General features: G+C 53.8%; 10 protein-coding genes. 4 read left to right on the top strand and 6 right to left on the bottom strand.

The genetic code is table 11. The annotated features are described in order from the left end of the window. The first annotated feature begins 608 nt into the window (after positions 1 to 608). A complete protein-coding gene (locus LOC67_RS07230; protein WP_230261861.1) occupies positions 609 to 2,159 on the top strand; it encodes a GGDEF domain-containing protein in 1,551 nt (516 codons plus the stop codon). An 82-nt stretch (positions 2,160 to 2,241) separates the two neighbouring features. Here the strand turns inward: LOC67_RS07230 and LOC67_RS07225 are convergent, their stop codons facing one another. Together LOC67_RS07225 and LOC67_RS07220 are read right to left on the bottom strand one after the other, a co-directional pair. Continuing rightward, a complete protein-coding gene (locus LOC67_RS07225; protein WP_230261860.1) occupies positions 2,242 to 2,619 on the bottom strand; it encodes a PH domain-containing protein in 378 nt (125 codons plus the stop codon). Positions 2,620 to 2,888: 269 nt separating this feature from the next. Further along, positions 2,889 to 3,353 carry a response regulator gene (locus tag LOC67_RS07220; RefSeq protein WP_230261859.1) on the bottom strand — a complete coding sequence of 155 codons (465 nt, stop codon included), beginning with the start codon at positions 3,351 to 3,353 and terminating at the stop codon, positions 2,889 to 2,891. A 116-nt stretch (positions 3,354 to 3,469) separates the two neighbouring features. On the opposite strand from LOC67_RS07220, the gene LOC67_RS27285 reads away from it, so the two are divergent. Next, a complete protein-coding gene (locus tag LOC67_RS27285; protein ID WP_261366793.1) occupies positions 3,470 to 3,604 on the top strand; it encodes a hypothetical protein in 135 nt (44 codons plus the stop codon). Here the strand turns inward: LOC67_RS27285 and glyA are convergent. Further along, on the bottom strand, positions 3,601 to 4,860 hold the full coding sequence (gene glyA / locus LOC67_RS07215) for a serine hydroxymethyltransferase (RefSeq protein WP_230261858.1): 1,260 nt from the start codon (positions 4,858 to 4,860) through the stop codon (positions 3,601 to 3,603). The two genes, LOC67_RS27285 and glyA, sit on opposite strands and share 4 nt — an antisense overlap. A gap of 658 nt (positions 4,861 to 5,518) precedes the next feature. On the opposite strand from glyA, the gene LOC67_RS07210 reads away from it, so the two are divergent. After that, entirely contained in the window at positions 5,519 to 8,497 is a 2,979-nt protein-coding gene (locus tag LOC67_RS07210; protein WP_230261857.1) for a zinc-dependent metalloprotease, read from the top strand. A gap of 134 nt (positions 8,498 to 8,631) precedes the next feature. Here LOC67_RS07210 and cls read toward each other — a convergent pair whose 3' ends face one another. Genes cls through LOC67_RS07195 form a run of 3 tightly spaced genes read right to left on the bottom strand, consistent with a single transcriptional unit; the run spans position 8,632 to position 15,906 of the window. Next, the gene (cls, locus tag LOC67_RS07205; RefSeq protein ID WP_230261856.1) at positions 8,632 to 10,152 is read right to left on the bottom strand and encodes a cardiolipin synthase; all 1,521 of its coding nucleotides are present in this window, start codon (positions 10,150 to 10,152) and stop codon (positions 8,632 to 8,634) included. Continuing rightward, on the bottom strand, positions 10,139 to 12,667 hold the full coding sequence (locus LOC67_RS07200; protein WP_230261855.1) for a CheR family methyltransferase: 2,529 nt from the start codon (positions 12,665 to 12,667) through the stop codon (positions 10,139 to 10,141). Before LOC67_RS07200 ends, cls begins: the two co-directional genes overlap by 14 nt. Then, positions 12,664 to 15,906 carry a chemotaxis protein CheB gene (locus LOC67_RS07195; protein ID WP_230261854.1) on the bottom strand — a complete coding sequence of 1,081 codons (3,243 nt, stop codon included), beginning with the start codon at positions 15,904 to 15,906 and terminating at the stop codon, positions 12,664 to 12,666. Before LOC67_RS07195 ends, LOC67_RS07200 begins: the two co-directional genes overlap by 4 nt. 857 nt (positions 15,907 to 16,763) lie before the next feature. Between LOC67_RS07195 and LOC67_RS07190 the strand changes: the two genes are divergently transcribed. Then, on the top strand, positions 16,764 to 17,336 hold the full coding sequence (locus LOC67_RS07190; protein ID WP_230261853.1) for a response regulator: 573 nt from the start codon (positions 16,764 to 16,766) through the stop codon (positions 17,334 to 17,336). The last annotated feature ends 398 nt before the right edge of the window (positions 17,337 to 17,734 follow it).

The following is a 17,734-nucleotide window of genomic DNA, read 5'->3' as shown; positions in this document are numbered from 1 at the left end:
GGTAAGGGACTGGCCGGCGGCCGGTCGGACAGAGCGTTTTCAGAGAAGACTATGGTTGCGAGTCAATCCCGAACGCCGCCAGGCTGGCTCTGCGGTTCGTAAGCCAAGACTGGAGAAGCGACTGGGTGATCGTCCAACCAATACCGTCTTCAATTTCAAATCAGCTTAACGGTATTGCCCGTCCGACGAAACGGATGGAAGCGATCCGCCGCTGGGACCACTGCAGCACCTGCGGCTGCCCCACGCATCAAAGGTCTGAGGAGGAGGGGGCGTCAGTGGCACCGCATTCCGGGGATCGGAGAAGCCCCTGGTGTGCCGGTTGTCCGATGCGAGGGGCGTTTTGGGGATCGTCCGAGGCAGTTTTCGCCAATGCCGAGGTGTCTGCCCAATTGTTAGCTTTTTGCTGTGCAGCTTCGCTTTTTGGCAACCTATGGTTTTCCAAAAGGGGAAACCAGCTTCGCAGGTATTCCCTCATCAACCGGGGTGAATTGTCACAGACCTGAAATCGCAACGCACAGTTTGGCGGAGCGGGTCGTCGTGCCGCGATTGCGTCACCCCTGAACCGAATTACCAGCATCACCACTGCCAAACTCGATACGCCTGGGACGATGAAGCCAGAACTTGCGAAGATTATCGAAAGCCAAGAGATGCCTTCGCCGCCGACCGTCGCGGCGGAGCTTTTGCTCTTGGCCGGGCAGCCGGACGTCAAGATTGACGAGATCGCCCAAGTCATCAGCGCTGATCCTGCGCTAGCGGCAAAGCTGATCGATTACTGCAATTCACCGATGGTGATGGCAAATCGCAAGATATCCAGCTTGCACCAAGCCGTGACACTGATGGGGATTCGGACCGTTCGGATGCTTTCGCTTTCCTTCTCGTTGATGGATGCGAGGGGAGCCGCAGGTTTTCCGTACGAGGAGTTCTGGCGACATTCACTGGGGATGGCGATCGCCGCAAAGCGATTGGCAATTGTCTGTGGAGGTGACGAGGACGAAAGCTTCCTGATGGGGCTGGTCTACAACATCGGGGTCATGGGGCTGGGGATCTGTTTCTCAGATGCCTACGAGCAACGATTTACAAAGAAGTATTTGCTGACTGAGTTGTCGGTCCGAATCGAACGCGATATCAGCGGAACTGACCGTTATGAACTGGGAGCCTGTCTGCTTGACCACTGGAATTTTCCAGAAACCATGGTCAAGACTCTCGAAGAGCGAAGGTTTCATCTCGACCAGCCACGCTGTATCTATGGATGCGCCGAAAAGCTAGCTCGGGTCATGCTAGCGCGTGATACCGACTTACGCGATGTCGTTGACGTTCGAAAAGAAGTCTGCGCGATCTTTTCGCTATCGGAATCTCAGTTCGACAAAATCTTTGACGGGATATTAGAAGACTGGCGCAACTACGAATCACTGTTCAACTTCGAAACCATCGCGTTCGAATCGCTGCGTGAGCTTGAGACTCGAGCGAAACGTTCGATGGTCGAAATATCGATGAACATGGAACGGACAATCCGCGAAATGTCGCAGCAGCATGATGAGCTGCGCCAGTTGGCATGGATCGATGCGTTGACGCAGTTGAAAAACCGAACGGCGTTTGACAACGAAGTACAGGACGCATCACGAACCTACCTGCAAAATTCACAGTCGTTCGGATTGATGATCGCGGATATCGATCATTTCAAATCTTTCAACGATACCTTCGGGCACAGTGCCGGCGACTGCGTACTACGCGAGGTCGGCTGCTGTTTAAAACGGAACTTGCGCAAGGCGGACCACGTCTATCGCTTCGGCGGCGAGGAGTTTGTGCTGCTGGTTAGCAATTGCGACTTCGAGCAAACGATGCGGGTCGGAGAGCGTCTGCGCTCGTCGATCCAAGATCTGCGTGTTAGCTACGAGGACTACGAACTTTGTGTCACCGTCAGCATGGGGATCTGTTGGGTCAACCAAGGTCAGCACAACAGCTTTGAAGAGTTGTTCGAGGCGGCTGATTCATGCTTGTTTGAAGCGAAACGCAAAGGACGCAACAACTGTGTTGCGGCGATGGCCAACGGTACGAGCGCACCGATGATGGTCGAGGCGACCTCCGGTTCGGCGCCGTTAATTTTGGACGCCTTGGCCACACCGAATGTGAATCGCATCGCGGCGACCCATTTACGCTAGTGCCAACGCAATCGCCGCAATCTCAGAACACGCACGACGGTCATTTGAGGCATGTGTCTGGATCGCATTTTGCGTCGGGCGATTATCCGCAGATGTGCTTGGTCAAAATCTTGACGATGTCGGCGACGTGGCCGGACTTGCGGAAATCGAAACACATCGGTTCCGCAGTGCTGGAGAGCCACAGCTTTAGGTCAGCATCCATGTCAAACGTGCCGGCCGTTTCGATCGAATATCGAACGATGCTGCGATAGGGGATCGACAAGAATTCTGTCTTGCGGCCCGTGACACCTTGGCGATCGATCACCAGGATTCGCTTATTGGTCAGCACGATCATATCACGAATCAGCTGGTACCCTTGTTCGATGGTTTCGCCTTCGACGATGATCGAATCGACTAGCTTTTCGACCTTGTCCAGCTTGGCTTCCGAAGCCGAGCCCATGATGCCTGAAAGTAATCCCATCGAAACTTGCCTCGTATCAAATCGTAAAACTGTGCCGCCTATTGAGTTCGGCGCCAGGTCAAATCGTGGCAGTCGCTGACGTTTGTGCTGATGCGGAATCGATCCGCATGCGGCAGATCCGAAATCGCCAGCTGCCAACCCATTGTAGGGCTCATGGCAAACGCATTGGGGGCGCAGCGAAGCAAACGGAGACGCTGCGAAGCGATCGGAGATGCGATCGGAGACGCGTCGCACATTTGAAGGGACGTTGAGCGATTCGCTCGGTCGGGTCAGTTCCGATCAGCGTCTTCGATCATTTGAATGTACTTTCGCAAGCGTTCTAGTTCATCGCTGACGCCTTTCAGTTTCAGCATGTTTTCGACTCGCTTCAGCAAGTGCATCTTCTGAACCGGCTTTGTAAGAAAGTCATCGGTTCCAGCAGCGACAGCCCGTTCGACATCACCGAGTTCATTCAGTGCGGTGACCATCAGAATCATCACTCGCGATGTGTCCGGGTTGTCTTTGATCTGCTTGCAGACTTCGAATCCGCTTAGCTTGGGCATCATCACATCAAGCAAGACAAGGTCGGGGTTGAATGATTCGACTTTGTCCAGCGTGTCTTGGCCATCGACCGATGTTTCGATCTCGCAGTCGATTCCCGCAAGATAGGCTTCCAGCAGCTCACGGTTCGCCAAGTTGTCGTCAGCGATCAAGATTCGATGCGTGGTGGCTGAGGCTGATTCCGATTGGGACATGGATGACGAGCTGGAGCGTTGGGATTGATTGGCAAAGATCTACACAGATCGTTCGGCCGGGTTCTCATTCGGCGGGCATCGCCGATTTAAAACGCGGTCGTTAAACACTGGCGAGGATGACCGATCGCCAGTGTTTCGGTCTGGACGATGCGCCGAAGGTCCGTAGCGCGATCGTCCCGTTCGATGAAGTCAGCACCGCAGCGAATGCGGTTGACTTCATCATTGTCAGCGAAGCCTTGCGGTCAGACTAGGCTTCGCAAGCGGCACCACGGTCGGCGGGAACTGGGAAGCTTTCGCACATCGTGTTGATTTCGCTGCGGATGCGAGCATGGGCTTCGCTATCTTCGGGCGACGACAACGCGCTGTGGATCCAGTTGCCGACGCGTTTCATTTCGTCGGTTCCCATACCACGAGATGTCAGGGCCGGGGTCCCGATTCGGATACCCGATGGGTCCATCGGTTTGCGAGTGTCAAACGGGATCATGTTCATGTTGACGGTGATGCCACACTCGTCCAGGATCGATTCGGCCGCTTTTCCGCCGAGGCCCAACGCGGTCACATCGACCAGCATCAGGTGATTGTCGGTGCCACCACTGACCAGCGGTAGTCCGGCAGCAGAAAGTGTTTCGGCCAAAACTTTCGCGTTGTCGATGACCTGTTGCGCGTAGGCTTTGTAATCGTCGGTCAAAGCTTCGCCGAAGCAGACGGCTTTGCCAGCGATCACATGCATCAATGGGCCACCTTGCGTTCCTGGGAACACATTGCGGTTGATCAGCTTGGCGTGTTCTTCTTTGCACAAGATCATCCCGCCGCGTGGGCCGCGAAGCGTCTTGTGGGTCGTCGTGGTGACGTAGTCAGCAACGGGAACGGGCGAGTTGTGCAGCTTTGCAGCGACCAAGCCCGCATAGTGGGCCATGTCGACCATCAGTTTGGCACCGACTTCGTTTGCGATTTCGGCAAACTTGTCGTGTGGGATTTCGCGGGGGTACGCGCTTGCGCCAGCGACGATCAGCTTCGGCTTGTGCTCACGAGCCAGCGAAGCGATTTGGTCGAAGTCCAGCCGGTGAGTGTCTTTGGTGACCCCGTAGGAGATAAAGTTGTACAGCTGGCCGCTGATGTTCAACTTCATGCCGTGTGTGAGGTGTCCCCCTTGGGCGAGGTCCAAACCGAGGACGGTATCGCCGGGCTTCAGGCAAGACAGATAGACGGCGGCGTTGGCTTGTGACCCGCTATGAGGCTGAACATTTGCCACCTCGGCCCCAAACAATTCCTTGGCTCGGTCGATCGCCAGCTGCTCGATCACGTCAACATATTCGCAGCCGCCGTAGTAGCGTCGGCCCGGATAGCCTTCGGCGTATTTGTTCGTCAGCACGCTACCGGCTGCCTGCATGACGGCGTAGCTGGTGTAGTTTTCGCTGGCGATCAGTTCCAAACCTTCGCGTTGGCGACGGGCTTCGTCTTGGATTGCGTCCCAAATCTGGGGGTCTTGTTGCTGAAGCAGATTCATTTGCCAAGTTTGTTTAAAGGGGAATTATCGGCGGGGTAGTCGCGCGAAGCACCGATTGTTGATGCCGAACGAAAAACCGTCAATCCTTGCAGCCAAGCAACTGCGGCCATCCGGCGGCTGGATTGCGACAGACGGTGGGCGTTCGGCCTAAAGAAGGCTGTCGCGACTTCCAGAAAGAACGACGCACGGTCCGGTCCAGGCATCTTCTTCCGTGGCGTCTTCTTTCACGCCCAAACGGTCAGCGATACAGAAAGATGGGTGGTATGGATCGGTCACTGTGAAAGCTGACAAAGGCTGATCTTTACCCGTGATCGAAATCGAGTGGTCTCGATCGCCCCGAGAGCAAAAGCTGGCTTTCGAAGGTTTGTTAAAAAGTCCACATCACGCCAAATGTGAGGATACAATTAATCAATTGAAATTGGACGTTTATGCCGGTTAGGCACCGGCGGGCGGACGCCCGAGCGAATGTTGGCGTGTCTTGCCAATTTACTTTGCTGATTCACCAGGGGCTAACTGGCAGACGCTTGTGCTGGCTTCATTTAATGCTGGCTAATGCGAAAACTGGCTTGCCAGAGCGCTGGGGATGGCCGCCATTGGACGTAAAGCGTGACCTACGCTTCCATCGTTACCGTTTCTACCCGATTCTCGAGTTTCTCGAATGAAAAACTGCGTTGCTGCAATCGCTGTGCTGTTTTCTTCAGTCGGCGCGATCGAACGCGCCGGCGCAGCCGACCTGCCACCGTTTGACAAGGTTTCTGAAGAGTACGAAGCCGTCGCCGTGTCGGATCAACAGAACCGCAAAGGGTTCTTCAACGTTTGGCAACGGCAAAAAGACGCTCAGCTGCTGGCCGAATTGCCCAAGAATTTCGCCTCCAAAAGCTACTTTATCGCGCTGACGCTAAGCAGCGGTGATACGTATGCGGGGCTTCAATCGGGTGACTTGGTCGTTAAATGGCGAGAGTACAACAATCGTCTCGCTTTGATCGCACCCAACCTGTCGATCCGCGCCACAGGTGACGCCGAATCGAAAGCATCCGTCAAACGCTTGTTCACCGATCAAGTGCTGCTGGATATCCCGATTCTTGCCAAAGGCCCCACCGGCGGTCCGGTGATCGACCTGGATTCGTTGCTGGTCAACAACGCTGGAACCTTTTTCGGCCGCAGCGTTCGCGTTTCGAACTCGCGGATCACGTCAATCGAATCGGTCAAAGTGTTTCCATCGAACGTCGAGGTCGCCGTCGAAATCGTCGGTGCGTCGAACCGTTTCCAAACACTGCACTACAGCTTTAGCGAAGTTCCTAGCCCCAGCAGTGGGTTCAAACCTCGCACCGCAGATCAGCGAATTGGCTATTTCACCACCACCTATACCGACCTCAGCAAATACACCGACGACGAGACACGCATCCGCTATATCAACCGTTGGAATTTGCAAAAGCGCGATCCCAAGCTGAAACTGAGCCCGCCGAAGGATCCAATCATTTTCTATGTCGAACACACCACGCCGGTTCGTTATCGACGCTGGATCAAAGCCGGTATCGACTATTGGAACAAGGCGTTCGAAAAGGTCGGCATCGTCGACGCGATCGAAGTTCGCTATCAGGATGCCGAAAGCGGATCTCACATGGAAAAAGATCCCGAGGACATTCGCTACAACTTTGTTCGCTGGTTGAACAACGATATCGGTACGGCCATCGGTCCTAGTCGAGTTCACCCGATGACGGGCGAAATCCTAGACGCGGACATCATTTTGACCGACGGCTGGATCCGTCACTTCAATTTCAACTATGACGACTTGATGCCCAAGCTGGCGATGGAAGGGGCAAGCCCCGAAACCTTGGCTTGGCTTGCCGATCACCCTTCGTGGGATCCACGTGTTCGTATGATCTCGCCCTCGAACGTTGCTCAGGTTCGTGAAAAAATCGCCAAGCAAGCTCGTTTGCCATACGCCGGATACGCGTTGGCTTCGGCAGACGCTTCGATGATCGGTGACGACGAATACGACGGGCTTATCGGCCACATCAGCCAAAAGAACGGCCTATGCATGGCCGCCGGTGCTCGTTCGTTGGATCTCGCGATCGCCCGTATGGATTGGGCACTCGCGATGCTGGATGAAAAGCCAGCTGTCGACGAGGACAAGAAGGACGACAAGGAAGAAGCCAAAGAAGATTCAGAAGACGCCGAAAAGGAAGACGACAAGGCGGAAGCTAAAAAGGACGACGAGAAGAAAGACGAAGTCAAAGAAGACGACGCTGAAGACAAGACCGCCGAAAGCGACAAAGAGGAAAAGAAAGATGAACCCGAAGACGATTCTGACATGCTCGACGGCATGCCCGATTGGTTCATCGGTCCACTCTTGGCTGACCTGGTCGCACACGAAGTCGGACACACGCTCGGTCTGCGTCACAACTTCAAAGGTTCTTCGCTGTTCACTTTGGACGAAATCAACAGCGAAGACGTCAAAGGAAAGAAGACTTTCACCGCGTCAGTGATGGACTACACGCCGATCAACTTCCGTTATGAAAGCGGTTCGGTCCAAGGTGACTACGCGATGATCGACATCGGTCCCTATGACTACTGGGCGATCGAATACGGCTACTCGTTCGATGACAAAAAGCTTCCTGAGATTCTGAAGCGTTGTGTCGAACCCGAGTTGCAGTACGCGACCGACGAAGACACCAGCGGTCCTGACCCCTTGGCCCGTCGTTATGACTTTGCCAAAGATCCGCTCGACTACGCTCAGGAACAAATGCGGTTGGTCAAGCTGTATCGCACACGCATCCTGGAAAAGTTCGTCAAAGACGGTGATCCGTGGGCCAAGGCTCGACGCGGTTACGAACTAACACTTTCGTTGCAAACTCGTGCAGCCAGCATGATGTCCAACTGGATCGGCGGTGCGTTTGTCAATCGTGACAAGAAGGGTGATCCCGGCGACCGATCGCCAATCCAAGTCGTGCCTGCCGAGCAGCAACGCGCGGCATTGAATTTCGTGATCGAAAACACATTCAAGGACGAAGCGTTTGGCCTGACGCCAAAGTTGCTCGAACGAATGACCTCTGAACGTTGGCTCGACGGGAGCGGACATTTCGGTTCCAGCGGCGAAGCCACTTGGCCGGTTCACGATCGCGTTCTGGGCATGCAGTCTTCAGCGCTGACATGGCTGATGAGCCCCACAACCCTTCGTCGTGTCTATGACAACGAGCTGCGTTTGCCCGTGGAAACCGATGCGTTGACGTTGCCAGAATTGCTGGACACGATCAGCAAAGCGGCCTGGACTGAAATCGGCAGCGAGTGCCCCGAAGGACGCAACAATCGCGAACCGATGATCTCGTCGCTGCGACGTAACTTGCAGAAGGAACACGTTCAGCGATTGATCGACTTGCTGTTGGAAAAGAACGACAACACCGCAGCTTACAAGCCGATTACCGATTTGGCTCGCATCGAACTGATCGACTTGCAGTCAGAGATCGAAGAACGGTTGAAGACCTGTGAGAAGAAGATGGACGCGTACTCGCGTGCTCACCTCAGTGAAACGGCGATGCGAATCAGTCAAGCATTGAAGGCTGGTTTCACCTATCAATCTGCTTCGCCGGCATCGGCTGGGCGAATCCTGATCCTGGGCGAAACGCCGGCAGAATAATTCGCAAGCGAACCGTCTAGCAACGAATTGATGAAACGGCCGGGTGCAGATCACTCGGCCGTTTTTATTTGCGCACCTGCTGGCATTCTGGCTGGGTAGATCGACACTGGTTGATCAACACGATGCTTCTGTGATCAGAGGATCGGGCTAAACAGCCGGGCCACGACCCGTCCGATGCGCGTGCGCCAGGGATGACTTGCCGGATCGGTCGGTTCGGCCCATGTTGCATCTGCGAAGTCTTCGGCAAGCATCTTTTCGACTTCGGAAACGAATGCCCTGTCCTCGACCGCTGCCATGATCTCGAAATTTAAGTGCAGCGAGCGATTGTCGAAATTGGTCGAACCGACGACTGCCAGCTGATTATCAACCAGCCAGCACTTTTGGTGCATTAGCCCTTCGCGGTAACGGCCGACACGGATGCCAGCATCAAGCAGTTCACGTTCGTAGTAAAAGCCCGCGAAAAAGACGCTGTAGTGATCGGCGATCGAGGGAATCAAGATTCGGACATCGACACCGCGTGCCCTTGCCATCAGCAGACTGACCAGAGTCGTTTCATCCGGGACCAGGTACGGTGTCGTGATCCATAGTCGCTCGCGTGCGGACGAGGCGAGCGTGGAGAACATCATCGTCGCCCTGGGGTGATCATCCGCCGGTCCGGTCGCACAGATCGCTGCACGGGCTTGTGGTGAAGTTACACCGGCCTGTGGTGTCGCTGAGTGATCGGGGGCGGGGGGATCGGGCGCAGCTTCAACAGGTTTGGTCGGTTTCCAGTGGGCTTCTGGAAGGTCCTGGCGAACCGCCCAGTAGTAATCACCTGCGAACACCGCTTGGACCTTTCGAGTGATCGGGCCGCGGAGCAGCACAGCGGTGTCGCGCCAATGGTCGGTCCATCCGGCGTTGCCGGTGTACTCGTTTCCGACATTGAAACCACCGACAATCGATGTGTGTCCATCGATCACCACAATCTTTCGGTGGTTGCGAAAGTTGATTTGGAATCGTGTGCTCAGCATCGTCTGCGTATCGAACGGATGAACCACGACACCCGCATCGGTCAGACGTTGGATGTATCGACGGGAAAGTCCGATGCTGCCGATGTTGTCGTAAAGCAAGCGAACGGTTACGCCACGCTGGACACGGTCGATCATCGCGTCGGCCAATTGGCGACCGATCTCGTCATCTCGGATGATATAAAACTCGAGATAGACGTAGCGTTTTGCAGATCGGACCTGTTCGACCAGCCCTTCATAAAAGGCTTTACCGTTAATCAAAAGTTCCGCATCGGTGCCTTCGGCGATCGGTGTGTCGAGAACGTCCGCTAAAGCTTCAAGGGGTGTTCGCTGGTCGGTCGAGCGGGCACCGGGTGCAGTGCGAAGCTCATGATTGATTGCGGCGACACTTCGTTTGTGTTTGAGTCCGACCTCACGGATCGATTCACGGTAGCCTTGGAATCTGTACCTGCCAAAGACCCAGTAGAGCGGGATGCTGACCATCGGTAACGAGATCAAGCCGACGACCCAAGCGATCGCGGCTTGAGTGGATCGGACATACCAGATCGCATGGACCGCGGATGCGATCGCGATCATTTCGATTCCGACAAACAGTACCGAAGTGACCGTTGTCCACGATAGCGATGCGAAGAAATCAATCAGATTCATCAGGCTGCTGTTCGCTGGCTTCGAACGCACTGGTGTCAATGATGTTGATCAAGACACCTCGTTGTTTGGCCGACGTTTCGTAGACCATCAATTTTAAAATGACCTGATTGTTGTCTCTGTCATTAAACTTCCGAACGACTGCCTCTCCGGTGTCGCGGACCGACATCATTAGTTTCCCTAAGTCAGGGATTGGAAGTGAATGGGTAAAGTTGTCGATTGGGCGTCCGATATCGTGGCTCATCAATCGGAAGTACTTCGTCGCCAACGGCGTGAACTTTCTAATGCAGAGATCCTGGTCCAGGAAAATCGTACCGATATCCGATAGGCCCAGCAGGTTGTTCAAGTCATCGGTGACGACCTGCAGTTGGGTGATCTGACGCTGGTTTTCCGAATTGACCGAGTAAAGTTCCTCGTTGACGCTCTGTAGTTCTTCGTTGGTTGACTGCAATTCTTCATTGCTGGCGATCAATTCTTGGTTGGTTGACTGCAGCTGTTCATTGCTGGCTTCCAATTCCTCGATCGTCGCGTTCAACGTTTCCTTGGTGTATTCAAGTTCTGAACGCAGTGCGTCGTGTTCCACACCGGTGCGGGAGGGCAGCAGTTCTTCAAATCCGGGATGTGTATGCTCGCCGCCTTCGACGAACTCGATGAACCAAAGGAACAGGTTGCTATTTGGAGTCTTGGGAATCGCGCGGATGATAACGTCGACATTTTCTGGGTCGCCGTTCTTTTGAGGAAAGCTCAATTCGCGTAGCAAGATTTGCTTGCCGGACTCGGCTGCCCGAACCATTGCGGCGCCGATGCTGCCTCGGACGCCATCAGGCAACAGTTGGCTAACCCTTCCGCTCGGTCGCCCCTTATAGGAACGGAGATAATGATGGGCATCGCCAAAGACATGAATGACGTTTCGGCTTTCGTCGACCAAAAGACCACTGTTGACGTAAACACCAAGCAGCGAATCGTAGGCATCCAACAGAGTGCTGAAACTTGTTTGTCCGGACGTGCTTCGGTTGACCAGTTCGATCAATCGAGAGGAGAAGACTTTTTTGCCGGGGTAGTTTTTCAGTTGAGCAGGGAGGAACCTCGGCAGGTTGCCAAGCTTGCGATACAGCCGCCACGTCGGGTCAATCGTTTGAAATTCAGATTCGAGTGAGCTAGGAACTTCGCTCGGACCGAGCATCAAAATGCCGCCGGACTCCAAGGCGAAGTGGAACGATTGGAACACCGATTGTTGAGCATCTTTCTCCAGATAGATCAACATGTTGCGGCAAGCGATCAGGTCAATTTTTGAGAACGGCGGGTCTTTGATGACATCGTGCCGCGTGAAGATAACATGCCTGCGGAGGTGGGTGTCAATGCACCTGAGATCCGAGTCGACCTTGTTGAAGAAACGTTCTTGCTGTTCAGGGCGAAGATGGTTGATCGCTTCTTGCGGATAAACCCCTTTGGCCGCGAATTTCAATGCGCGATCGTGGATGTCGGTCGCGAGGATTTTGAACTTGGGGTTACGACCGACCGCTTCAAACGCTTCGGTCACGACCATCGCGACACTGTATGCCTCTTCGCCGGTGGCACAGCCTGCCACCCAGATGCGCAACTCTTTATGTTCGTCATACTTTTTGATCTGTTCTGTCAGTTCATGTTCCAGGACGGAGAATGCCTCTTCGTCGCGAAAGAACTTGGTCACGCCGATTAGCAGATCAAAATACAGTGCGTCCAATTCCTCTGGGTTGTCTTGAATCGTCTTTGCGTAGTCAGCAAGCGATTCGACACCATTGCTAATCAGGCGGCGACTGATGCGTCGGTCGATCGTTCCGGATTTGTAGTCCGCAAAATCAATCCCGTGGCGTTCGCACAACATCGAAAAAATGGTTTCCATATCGGAATGTGGATGAGATTCGACCTCCGGTTCACTTTCGTGGATGGAATCGGGATCACGGGCAAATCTCATCAAGAGTTCAGGGATCTGTTCCCGCGGCAGCGAGAAATCGACTTCGCCGGTCGACAACGCATTCGTGGGCATACCGTTGAATTCCGCTGACTCGGGTGATTCGACAACTGTCACGCCACCCGCGGCGCTGATTTTTTGCACTCCGATCGAACCGTCGGATCCGGTTCCTGACAAGATGACGCCAATGCAATGCTTTCCGTAAACTTGCGCCGCAGAGCTAAAGAAATGGTCGATGGGTTTGGGGACTTTTTCGGTGTCGGCGTCACTTAGCACAAAGTGACTTTGTTCGATCCGTGTTTCCTTGGCAGCGTTGTTTAAATAGATCGTGTTTGGCTCGACAGGCATCCCGTCAGCAATGTTGACGATGGGCGTGTCGGTGTGCCTGGCTAAAATCTCATCCATCAAGCTTTTAAAGCCTGGAGATAAATGGACAACGACAACGATCGCGCAGCCAGTGTCGGCATCCAGTCGGTCAAACAGGGCCTCCAGTGAGCGAAGACCGCCAGCGGAGGCGCCGATCGCGATGATCGATTTAGCGCGATTGTTGTTGGTCGGCTTGTTCATGCTTCATCGCCTTGATCGGTGTTAGCAAGGTACAACGAAAACTTGACAATGGTCCCGTGGCCGCGGTTGGGTTCGATCCAGATTTTTCCCCCGTGTCGAACGATGATGCGTTTGCACAATGCCAGCCCTGCACCGATGCCTGGGACGTTGTGCTCAAACCCCAGTCGCTTGAACATCGAAAAGACGCGGTCAAAGTGTTTCGGAGCGATCCCGATTCCGTTGTCGATGACCGAGATATGTGCGAAGCGTCCTTCGGTCGTCGCTTCGACCTTGATGACCGGAGCGTCTTTGCTGCGATATTTGATCGCGTTATCGAATAGGTGAAAGAACAGAGTTTGCAATTGATCTGGATCACCTGAGACGATGGGCATTTCGCCGATGTCAATTGTTGCGTCGTGATATTGCAGCGTCGATGCCAGGCTGTGTGTCGCGTCGGAAACGACTTCGTCTAGTTCGACTTGACGCATCGCGCCGCCGCGTGTGTTGATCCTTGAATAGGCAAGCAACGCGTCGATCATGTTTCGCAGCGTTGAAGTGCTTTCATTGATCACACGAACTGATTTAAAAATCTCTTCAGAGGTGCTATCGCCGGCTTGCTTCTCCAGGATCTGTGCGTATTGCTGGATGTGGCGTAGCGGAACTTCCAAATCGTGTGAGACCGCATAGGCAAAATCAGGAAGCTCTTCATTTATCTGCGCCAGCGTCAGCATCGTTTGCTTGGCACGTTCGGCTTCTTTAATCGCGGTGATTTCGGTCGTGGTTAGAACGATGCCTTCGACCTTGCCGGATTCATCACGATAGGGCTGCATGCGTTGCAAGAAGACTCGCCCGTCGCCGTTTTGGACTTCGACCTCTTTCGCCAGTTGGCTTTCCAAAACCTCTTCCGCATCGGCGATCAGGTTGGGACTGTCCAGCTTGTAGGCGATGTGTTCGATCGGGCGTCCGATATCTTGGTCGAGCACATTGAACGCGGCCGAAATCGCTGGTGTAAACATTCGAATCTTGAACTCTTTGTCCAAGAAGATTGTGCCGATGTCGGTGCTTTTGAGCAGATTGTCCATGTCACTGGTCATCTGCGTCAGTTCTTCGATCTTTTGCTTGTGCTCGGCGTTTACCGTGTATAGCTCTTCGTTAACGCTATGGAGTTCCTCGTTCGTGCTTTGCAATTCTTCGTTCGAGGCGATCAATTCTTCATTGGTCGCTTGCAGTTCTTCGTTGCTGGATTCGAGTTCTTCGACGGTGGCCTGAAGTGTTTCGCGGGTGTATCCGAGTTCGCGTTCAAGTTGGGTGATCCGCTCGTTTGCAAATTCAGACGCATCGATTTGTTTGAGGCCGAGTTCCGCAACGCTGTGTTGTTCTGTCGGTTCGACCGAAATCAGATAAAGGTTCTGAGTTGCCTTGCGATAAGGTTCGATCGTGACGCGATAGGTGGCTTCGTTTTCACCATCGATTTGATGATGAATCCCATTGAAGACGATCGGCTGGTCATCCTGCTTGGCACGCAAGACACCGGCGCTGACGGCGGTGCGAAGTTCACCTGAAAGCAGTTTGATGGCGTCCAGTGTGGGACGCCCTTCCGGCTGAACGAGTAGCTTTCTGGCGTCGCCAAAGGTATGGACCAGTTCTCCGAAATCATTGATTAAAAAACTTGGCGGAACGTACTTCGCTAGCAGTTCTTCATAGGCGGACGTTAACCAGGCTTGTCGGTCGCTTTTGGGTGCCGATGCGACAAACATCGGGTTCTTGTCCGGGATCACACTTTGCAATGCCGGGGTCGATGTGATTCGCATCGCGTCGGGCAAGCGAACGTCACGTTTTTTGCTGTAGATTCTCCAGTGACGGTCCAGCGTTTCGAACTCGGGTGCCAAATCGCCGACCGTTTCGCTGGGGCCCAGGAACAGGACGCCACCGATTCGCAGTCCAAAGTGGAACATCGATAGGACTCGATGTTGGACGCGGGCTTCCAGGTAGATCAGGACATTTCGGCAACTGATCAAGTCGATGCGAGTAAACGGCGGATCGCTCGTGATATCGTTCGCCGCAAAGATCACACGCTGGCGGATTTCACGCTTGATATGGCACAAGCCGTTGTTGCGTGTGAAGTATTTCAACGCCAGCTCGGGAGGGACTTGGTCCAGTGCATGTACCGGATAAACCGCCATGCTGGCCGTTTCCAGCGATGTTCGGTGAACATCGGTAGCGAAGACTTTAAAGTCGATGTCGTGGCGACCCGATTTTTCGATCGCTTCGGCGAAGAGCAAGGCAAGCGAGTAGGCTTCTTCACCGGTTGCGCATCCGGGAACCCAGGCTCGCATGTCCTCGCTGGGCGGGGCATTGGCGACAAGCTTTGGGATAAACTCCTGGCGTAGTTTTTCAAATGCGCTCGGGTCACGGAAAAACTGCGTTACTTCGACCAGCAGATCACGAAACAGTAAATCGAACTCGTGCTGATTGTCTTCGAGGAAGCTTGCGTATCCGCCAATATCGATGAACCCGCCCATCTGCATCCGCCGTTCGATACGACGGGTAATCGTGGCCGGTTTATAAAGTGCAAAGTCGACGCCGTTATGCAGGCGATACATCCTGAGGATGCTAAAGATCCCGGAGTCACTTGTCGGAGGTGCGTGCTCATTGATGGTAGCAAGTTGTTCGCGATTGCGATTCTTGCAGTACTGAACAATGCGTTCAGCCATTTCTGGCGGCGCACAAATGGCATCGACCGCACCGGACCGAATCGTCGCTTGAGGCATCCCGTCAAAGCCAGCCGATTCTGGGCTTTGCGCGATCACGATGCCGCCCGCATGTCGAACGTCACTAACGCCGCGCGAGCCGTCGCTGCCAGTCCCTGACATCACCACCGCCACCGCACGATCACCCGCATCGGTAGCTAATGAGCGAAAGAAGATATCGATGGGAAGGTTCAGTCCGCGGTCCTGGTCTTGATCGGTTAGCAACAGCTTGCCTTCCGATAGAGCCATGTTCTTTTCTGGAGGAATCAGGTAAATCGAGTTTGGGTCGACTTCGATACGATCGACAACTTTGTGGATCGCCATCTTGGTATGACGAGCAAGCAACTCGTCCATCAAGCTTTTAAAGTCAGGCGAGAGGTGCTGCACGACGACGAATGCCATTCCGGTATCGGCTGGCATGTGATCGAAAAACTCTTGGATCGGAGCGAGCCCGCCCGCGGAAGCACCGATTCCGACGACAAGGTTGGGGCTTTCGTTTTTATCCGACATTTTTTGTGATTGAAGCGAAGTTGTAGATTTCGTCGTGCCCATGATCGACGTGTTTTGAAACCACGTCCTTATCCGTTGCGCCGTGTGCGCATCATTGGTTGTGTTGAAAGCGCCCAATGGAGTTGCTTATTGTCATGAATGTTGAATTAGGGGATACCCAAAACAACACTCCGTGCAAGCAAAAGTCGGATTTAAACGTACAGCACATTACAACGTCTCGACCATTTCCACGGGCACTGTCGATTCTAGTTATATAAAACCTGTACTTTCGACGTGATCATCTACGGCGACTTTCGCGATCTGCGCCGTAATTTCGCAATCAAACTTGGTCTCATTCGTCGCAAATTCGCTTTGGGTTGGCCGGTGCGATATCTTTGCAAAGGACTCTCCAGAAGACTTCGCGATCGGAGTAGCGTGAGCTAGCGATCTAGCTTTCATCGACATCGAGTTTGACGGATAGGGCAGCGCCGTATGCAGTTGGTTGTGCGAAGGGCAATAGGAAGCTAAATGCTTGGGCGATGGCGGTCAAAGAAGCAACGAATGTTGACTTTGAAGCAGGCTTAAAAGGCAGCGTTTTCAGCATGCTCATGATCAAAAAACGCAAGCTGATAAATTCTGGGATAATTGAGCTTGCCCAATCGGGGGAGTGCCGATAGTATGTGGATGTTCTGCGAAGAAGTTGATTCTTGCCGACTCTTATCGGCGACTGGATGTCACGCGGAAACGACGGAGGTACCTAGTGCCAACCAATGTTGTCATTGGGGCAGTGACATCCATTTATGCACCTAACGTGTTCGTGCGGCCAATCATGTTGCCATGCCGCGAACTTGGTGCAACAGGCGTGAGGAGGAATCGCCATGCTCGTTATCTCTCGCAAGAACGACGAATCGATTTGTTTCCCTGGGACTGGAATTGAAGTTCGTATTTTGAGACCTGGGCCATCCAAGGTCAGAGTCGGAATCAAAGCACCACCTGAAATCCCCGTGCTTCGAGGTGAGTTGGAAACCCGAGGCCCAAAGCCAGACGTTGACATCAGCGGCGCAAAGAGCGTGATGATCATTGATGACAACTGGAACGAGATGAAGTTGCTGGCAGGTTACCTACGACTGAAAAAGATGGACGTGGAAACGGCCGAAAGCGGTGCCGTAGCAATGGATCGGTTGCTAGCCGGTGCGACTCCCGATGTGATCCTGTTGGACATGATCATGCCGGAATACGACGGGGCATGGACCATCCATCAATTAAGATCGACTCCGTTAACCCAGAACATGATGGTCTTTGCCGTTAGTGGCTGCGACCCTGATGAACTTGACGTGCCGATCGGTCCTGCAGGTGTCAACGGTTGGTATCCAAAGCCACTGAACCCTGAAAAGTTGGCCAACGATCTGCAACAAAAGGCGTTGGCCGAACCGGCTGCGTTGACGTGCTAATCACATTTGCTCAGGCAATTTTTACCTGAACTGTCTCCCGCGTGGGTAGGATCGACTCGGGGCAACCGCCGCAACGAAACACTTCTCGTTGTAGCGCGAGGTCCTACCTACGCGACTTTTTTCTCTCGCTAGACTATTGCCGATAGCTTTGCCGTGCTGGTCCTGCGGTCATCAATCAATTCGTGCGACGAAGCTACTTTGCGGAACCGGTTTGGTTCTGCGTCGAGATCCGAAGCGTGCGATTCAGTCAAGGCCGTCGCGTGCATTTACCGCGTTTGATCTCGAAATCTTATTTCAGCAATGTGGACACGTGGTCGGTCGCTCCTGCCGTAGGGTGCCCGAACTGAGTATCTGCTGGCTGTCGATGTAGTCGCTCTAAAAGGTGCCAGTGCAGCCGG

Source organism: Stieleria sp. JC731 (genome assembly GCF_020966635.1).
GTDB lineage: Bacteria > Planctomycetota > Planctomycetia > Pirellulales > Pirellulaceae > Stieleria.
Note: the sequence above shows the minus strand (reverse complement) of the source record. Positions and strands in the feature narration are given on the sequence as shown.

Coding starts and splice junctions, on each gene's coding strand:
- LOC67_RS27285 (WP_261366793.1), top strand. CDS start 3,470: ATGACCGATCGCCAGTGTTTCGGTCTGGACGATGCGCCGAAGGTCCGT.
- LOC67_RS07195 (WP_230261854.1), bottom strand. CDS start 15,906: ATGTCGGATAAAAACGAAAGCCCCAACCTTGTCGTCGGAATCGGTGCT.
- cls (WP_230261856.1), bottom strand. CDS start 10,152: ATGAATCTGATTGATTTCTTCGCATCGCTATCGTGGACAACGGTCACT.
- LOC67_RS07210 (WP_230261857.1), top strand. CDS start 5,519: ATGAAAAACTGCGTTGCTGCAATCGCTGTGCTGTTTTCTTCAGTCGGC.
- LOC67_RS07230 (WP_230261861.1), top strand. CDS start 609: ATGAAGCCAGAACTTGCGAAGATTATCGAAAGCCAAGAGATGCCTTCG.
- glyA (WP_230261858.1), bottom strand. CDS start 4,860: ATGAATCTGCTTCAGCAACAAGACCCCCAGATTTGGGACGCAATCCAA.
- LOC67_RS07220 (WP_230261859.1), bottom strand. CDS start 3,353: ATGTCCCAATCGGAATCAGCCTCAGCCACCACGCATCGAATCTTGATC.
- LOC67_RS07190 (WP_230261853.1), top strand. CDS start 16,764: ATGCTCGTTATCTCTCGCAAGAACGACGAATCGATTTGTTTCCCTGGG.
- LOC67_RS07200 (WP_230261855.1), bottom strand. CDS start 12,667: ATGAACAAGCCGACCAACAACAATCGCGCTAAATCGATCATCGCGATC.
- LOC67_RS07225 (WP_230261860.1), bottom strand. CDS start 2,619: ATGGGATTACTTTCAGGCATCATGGGCTCGGCTTCGGAAGCCAAGCTG.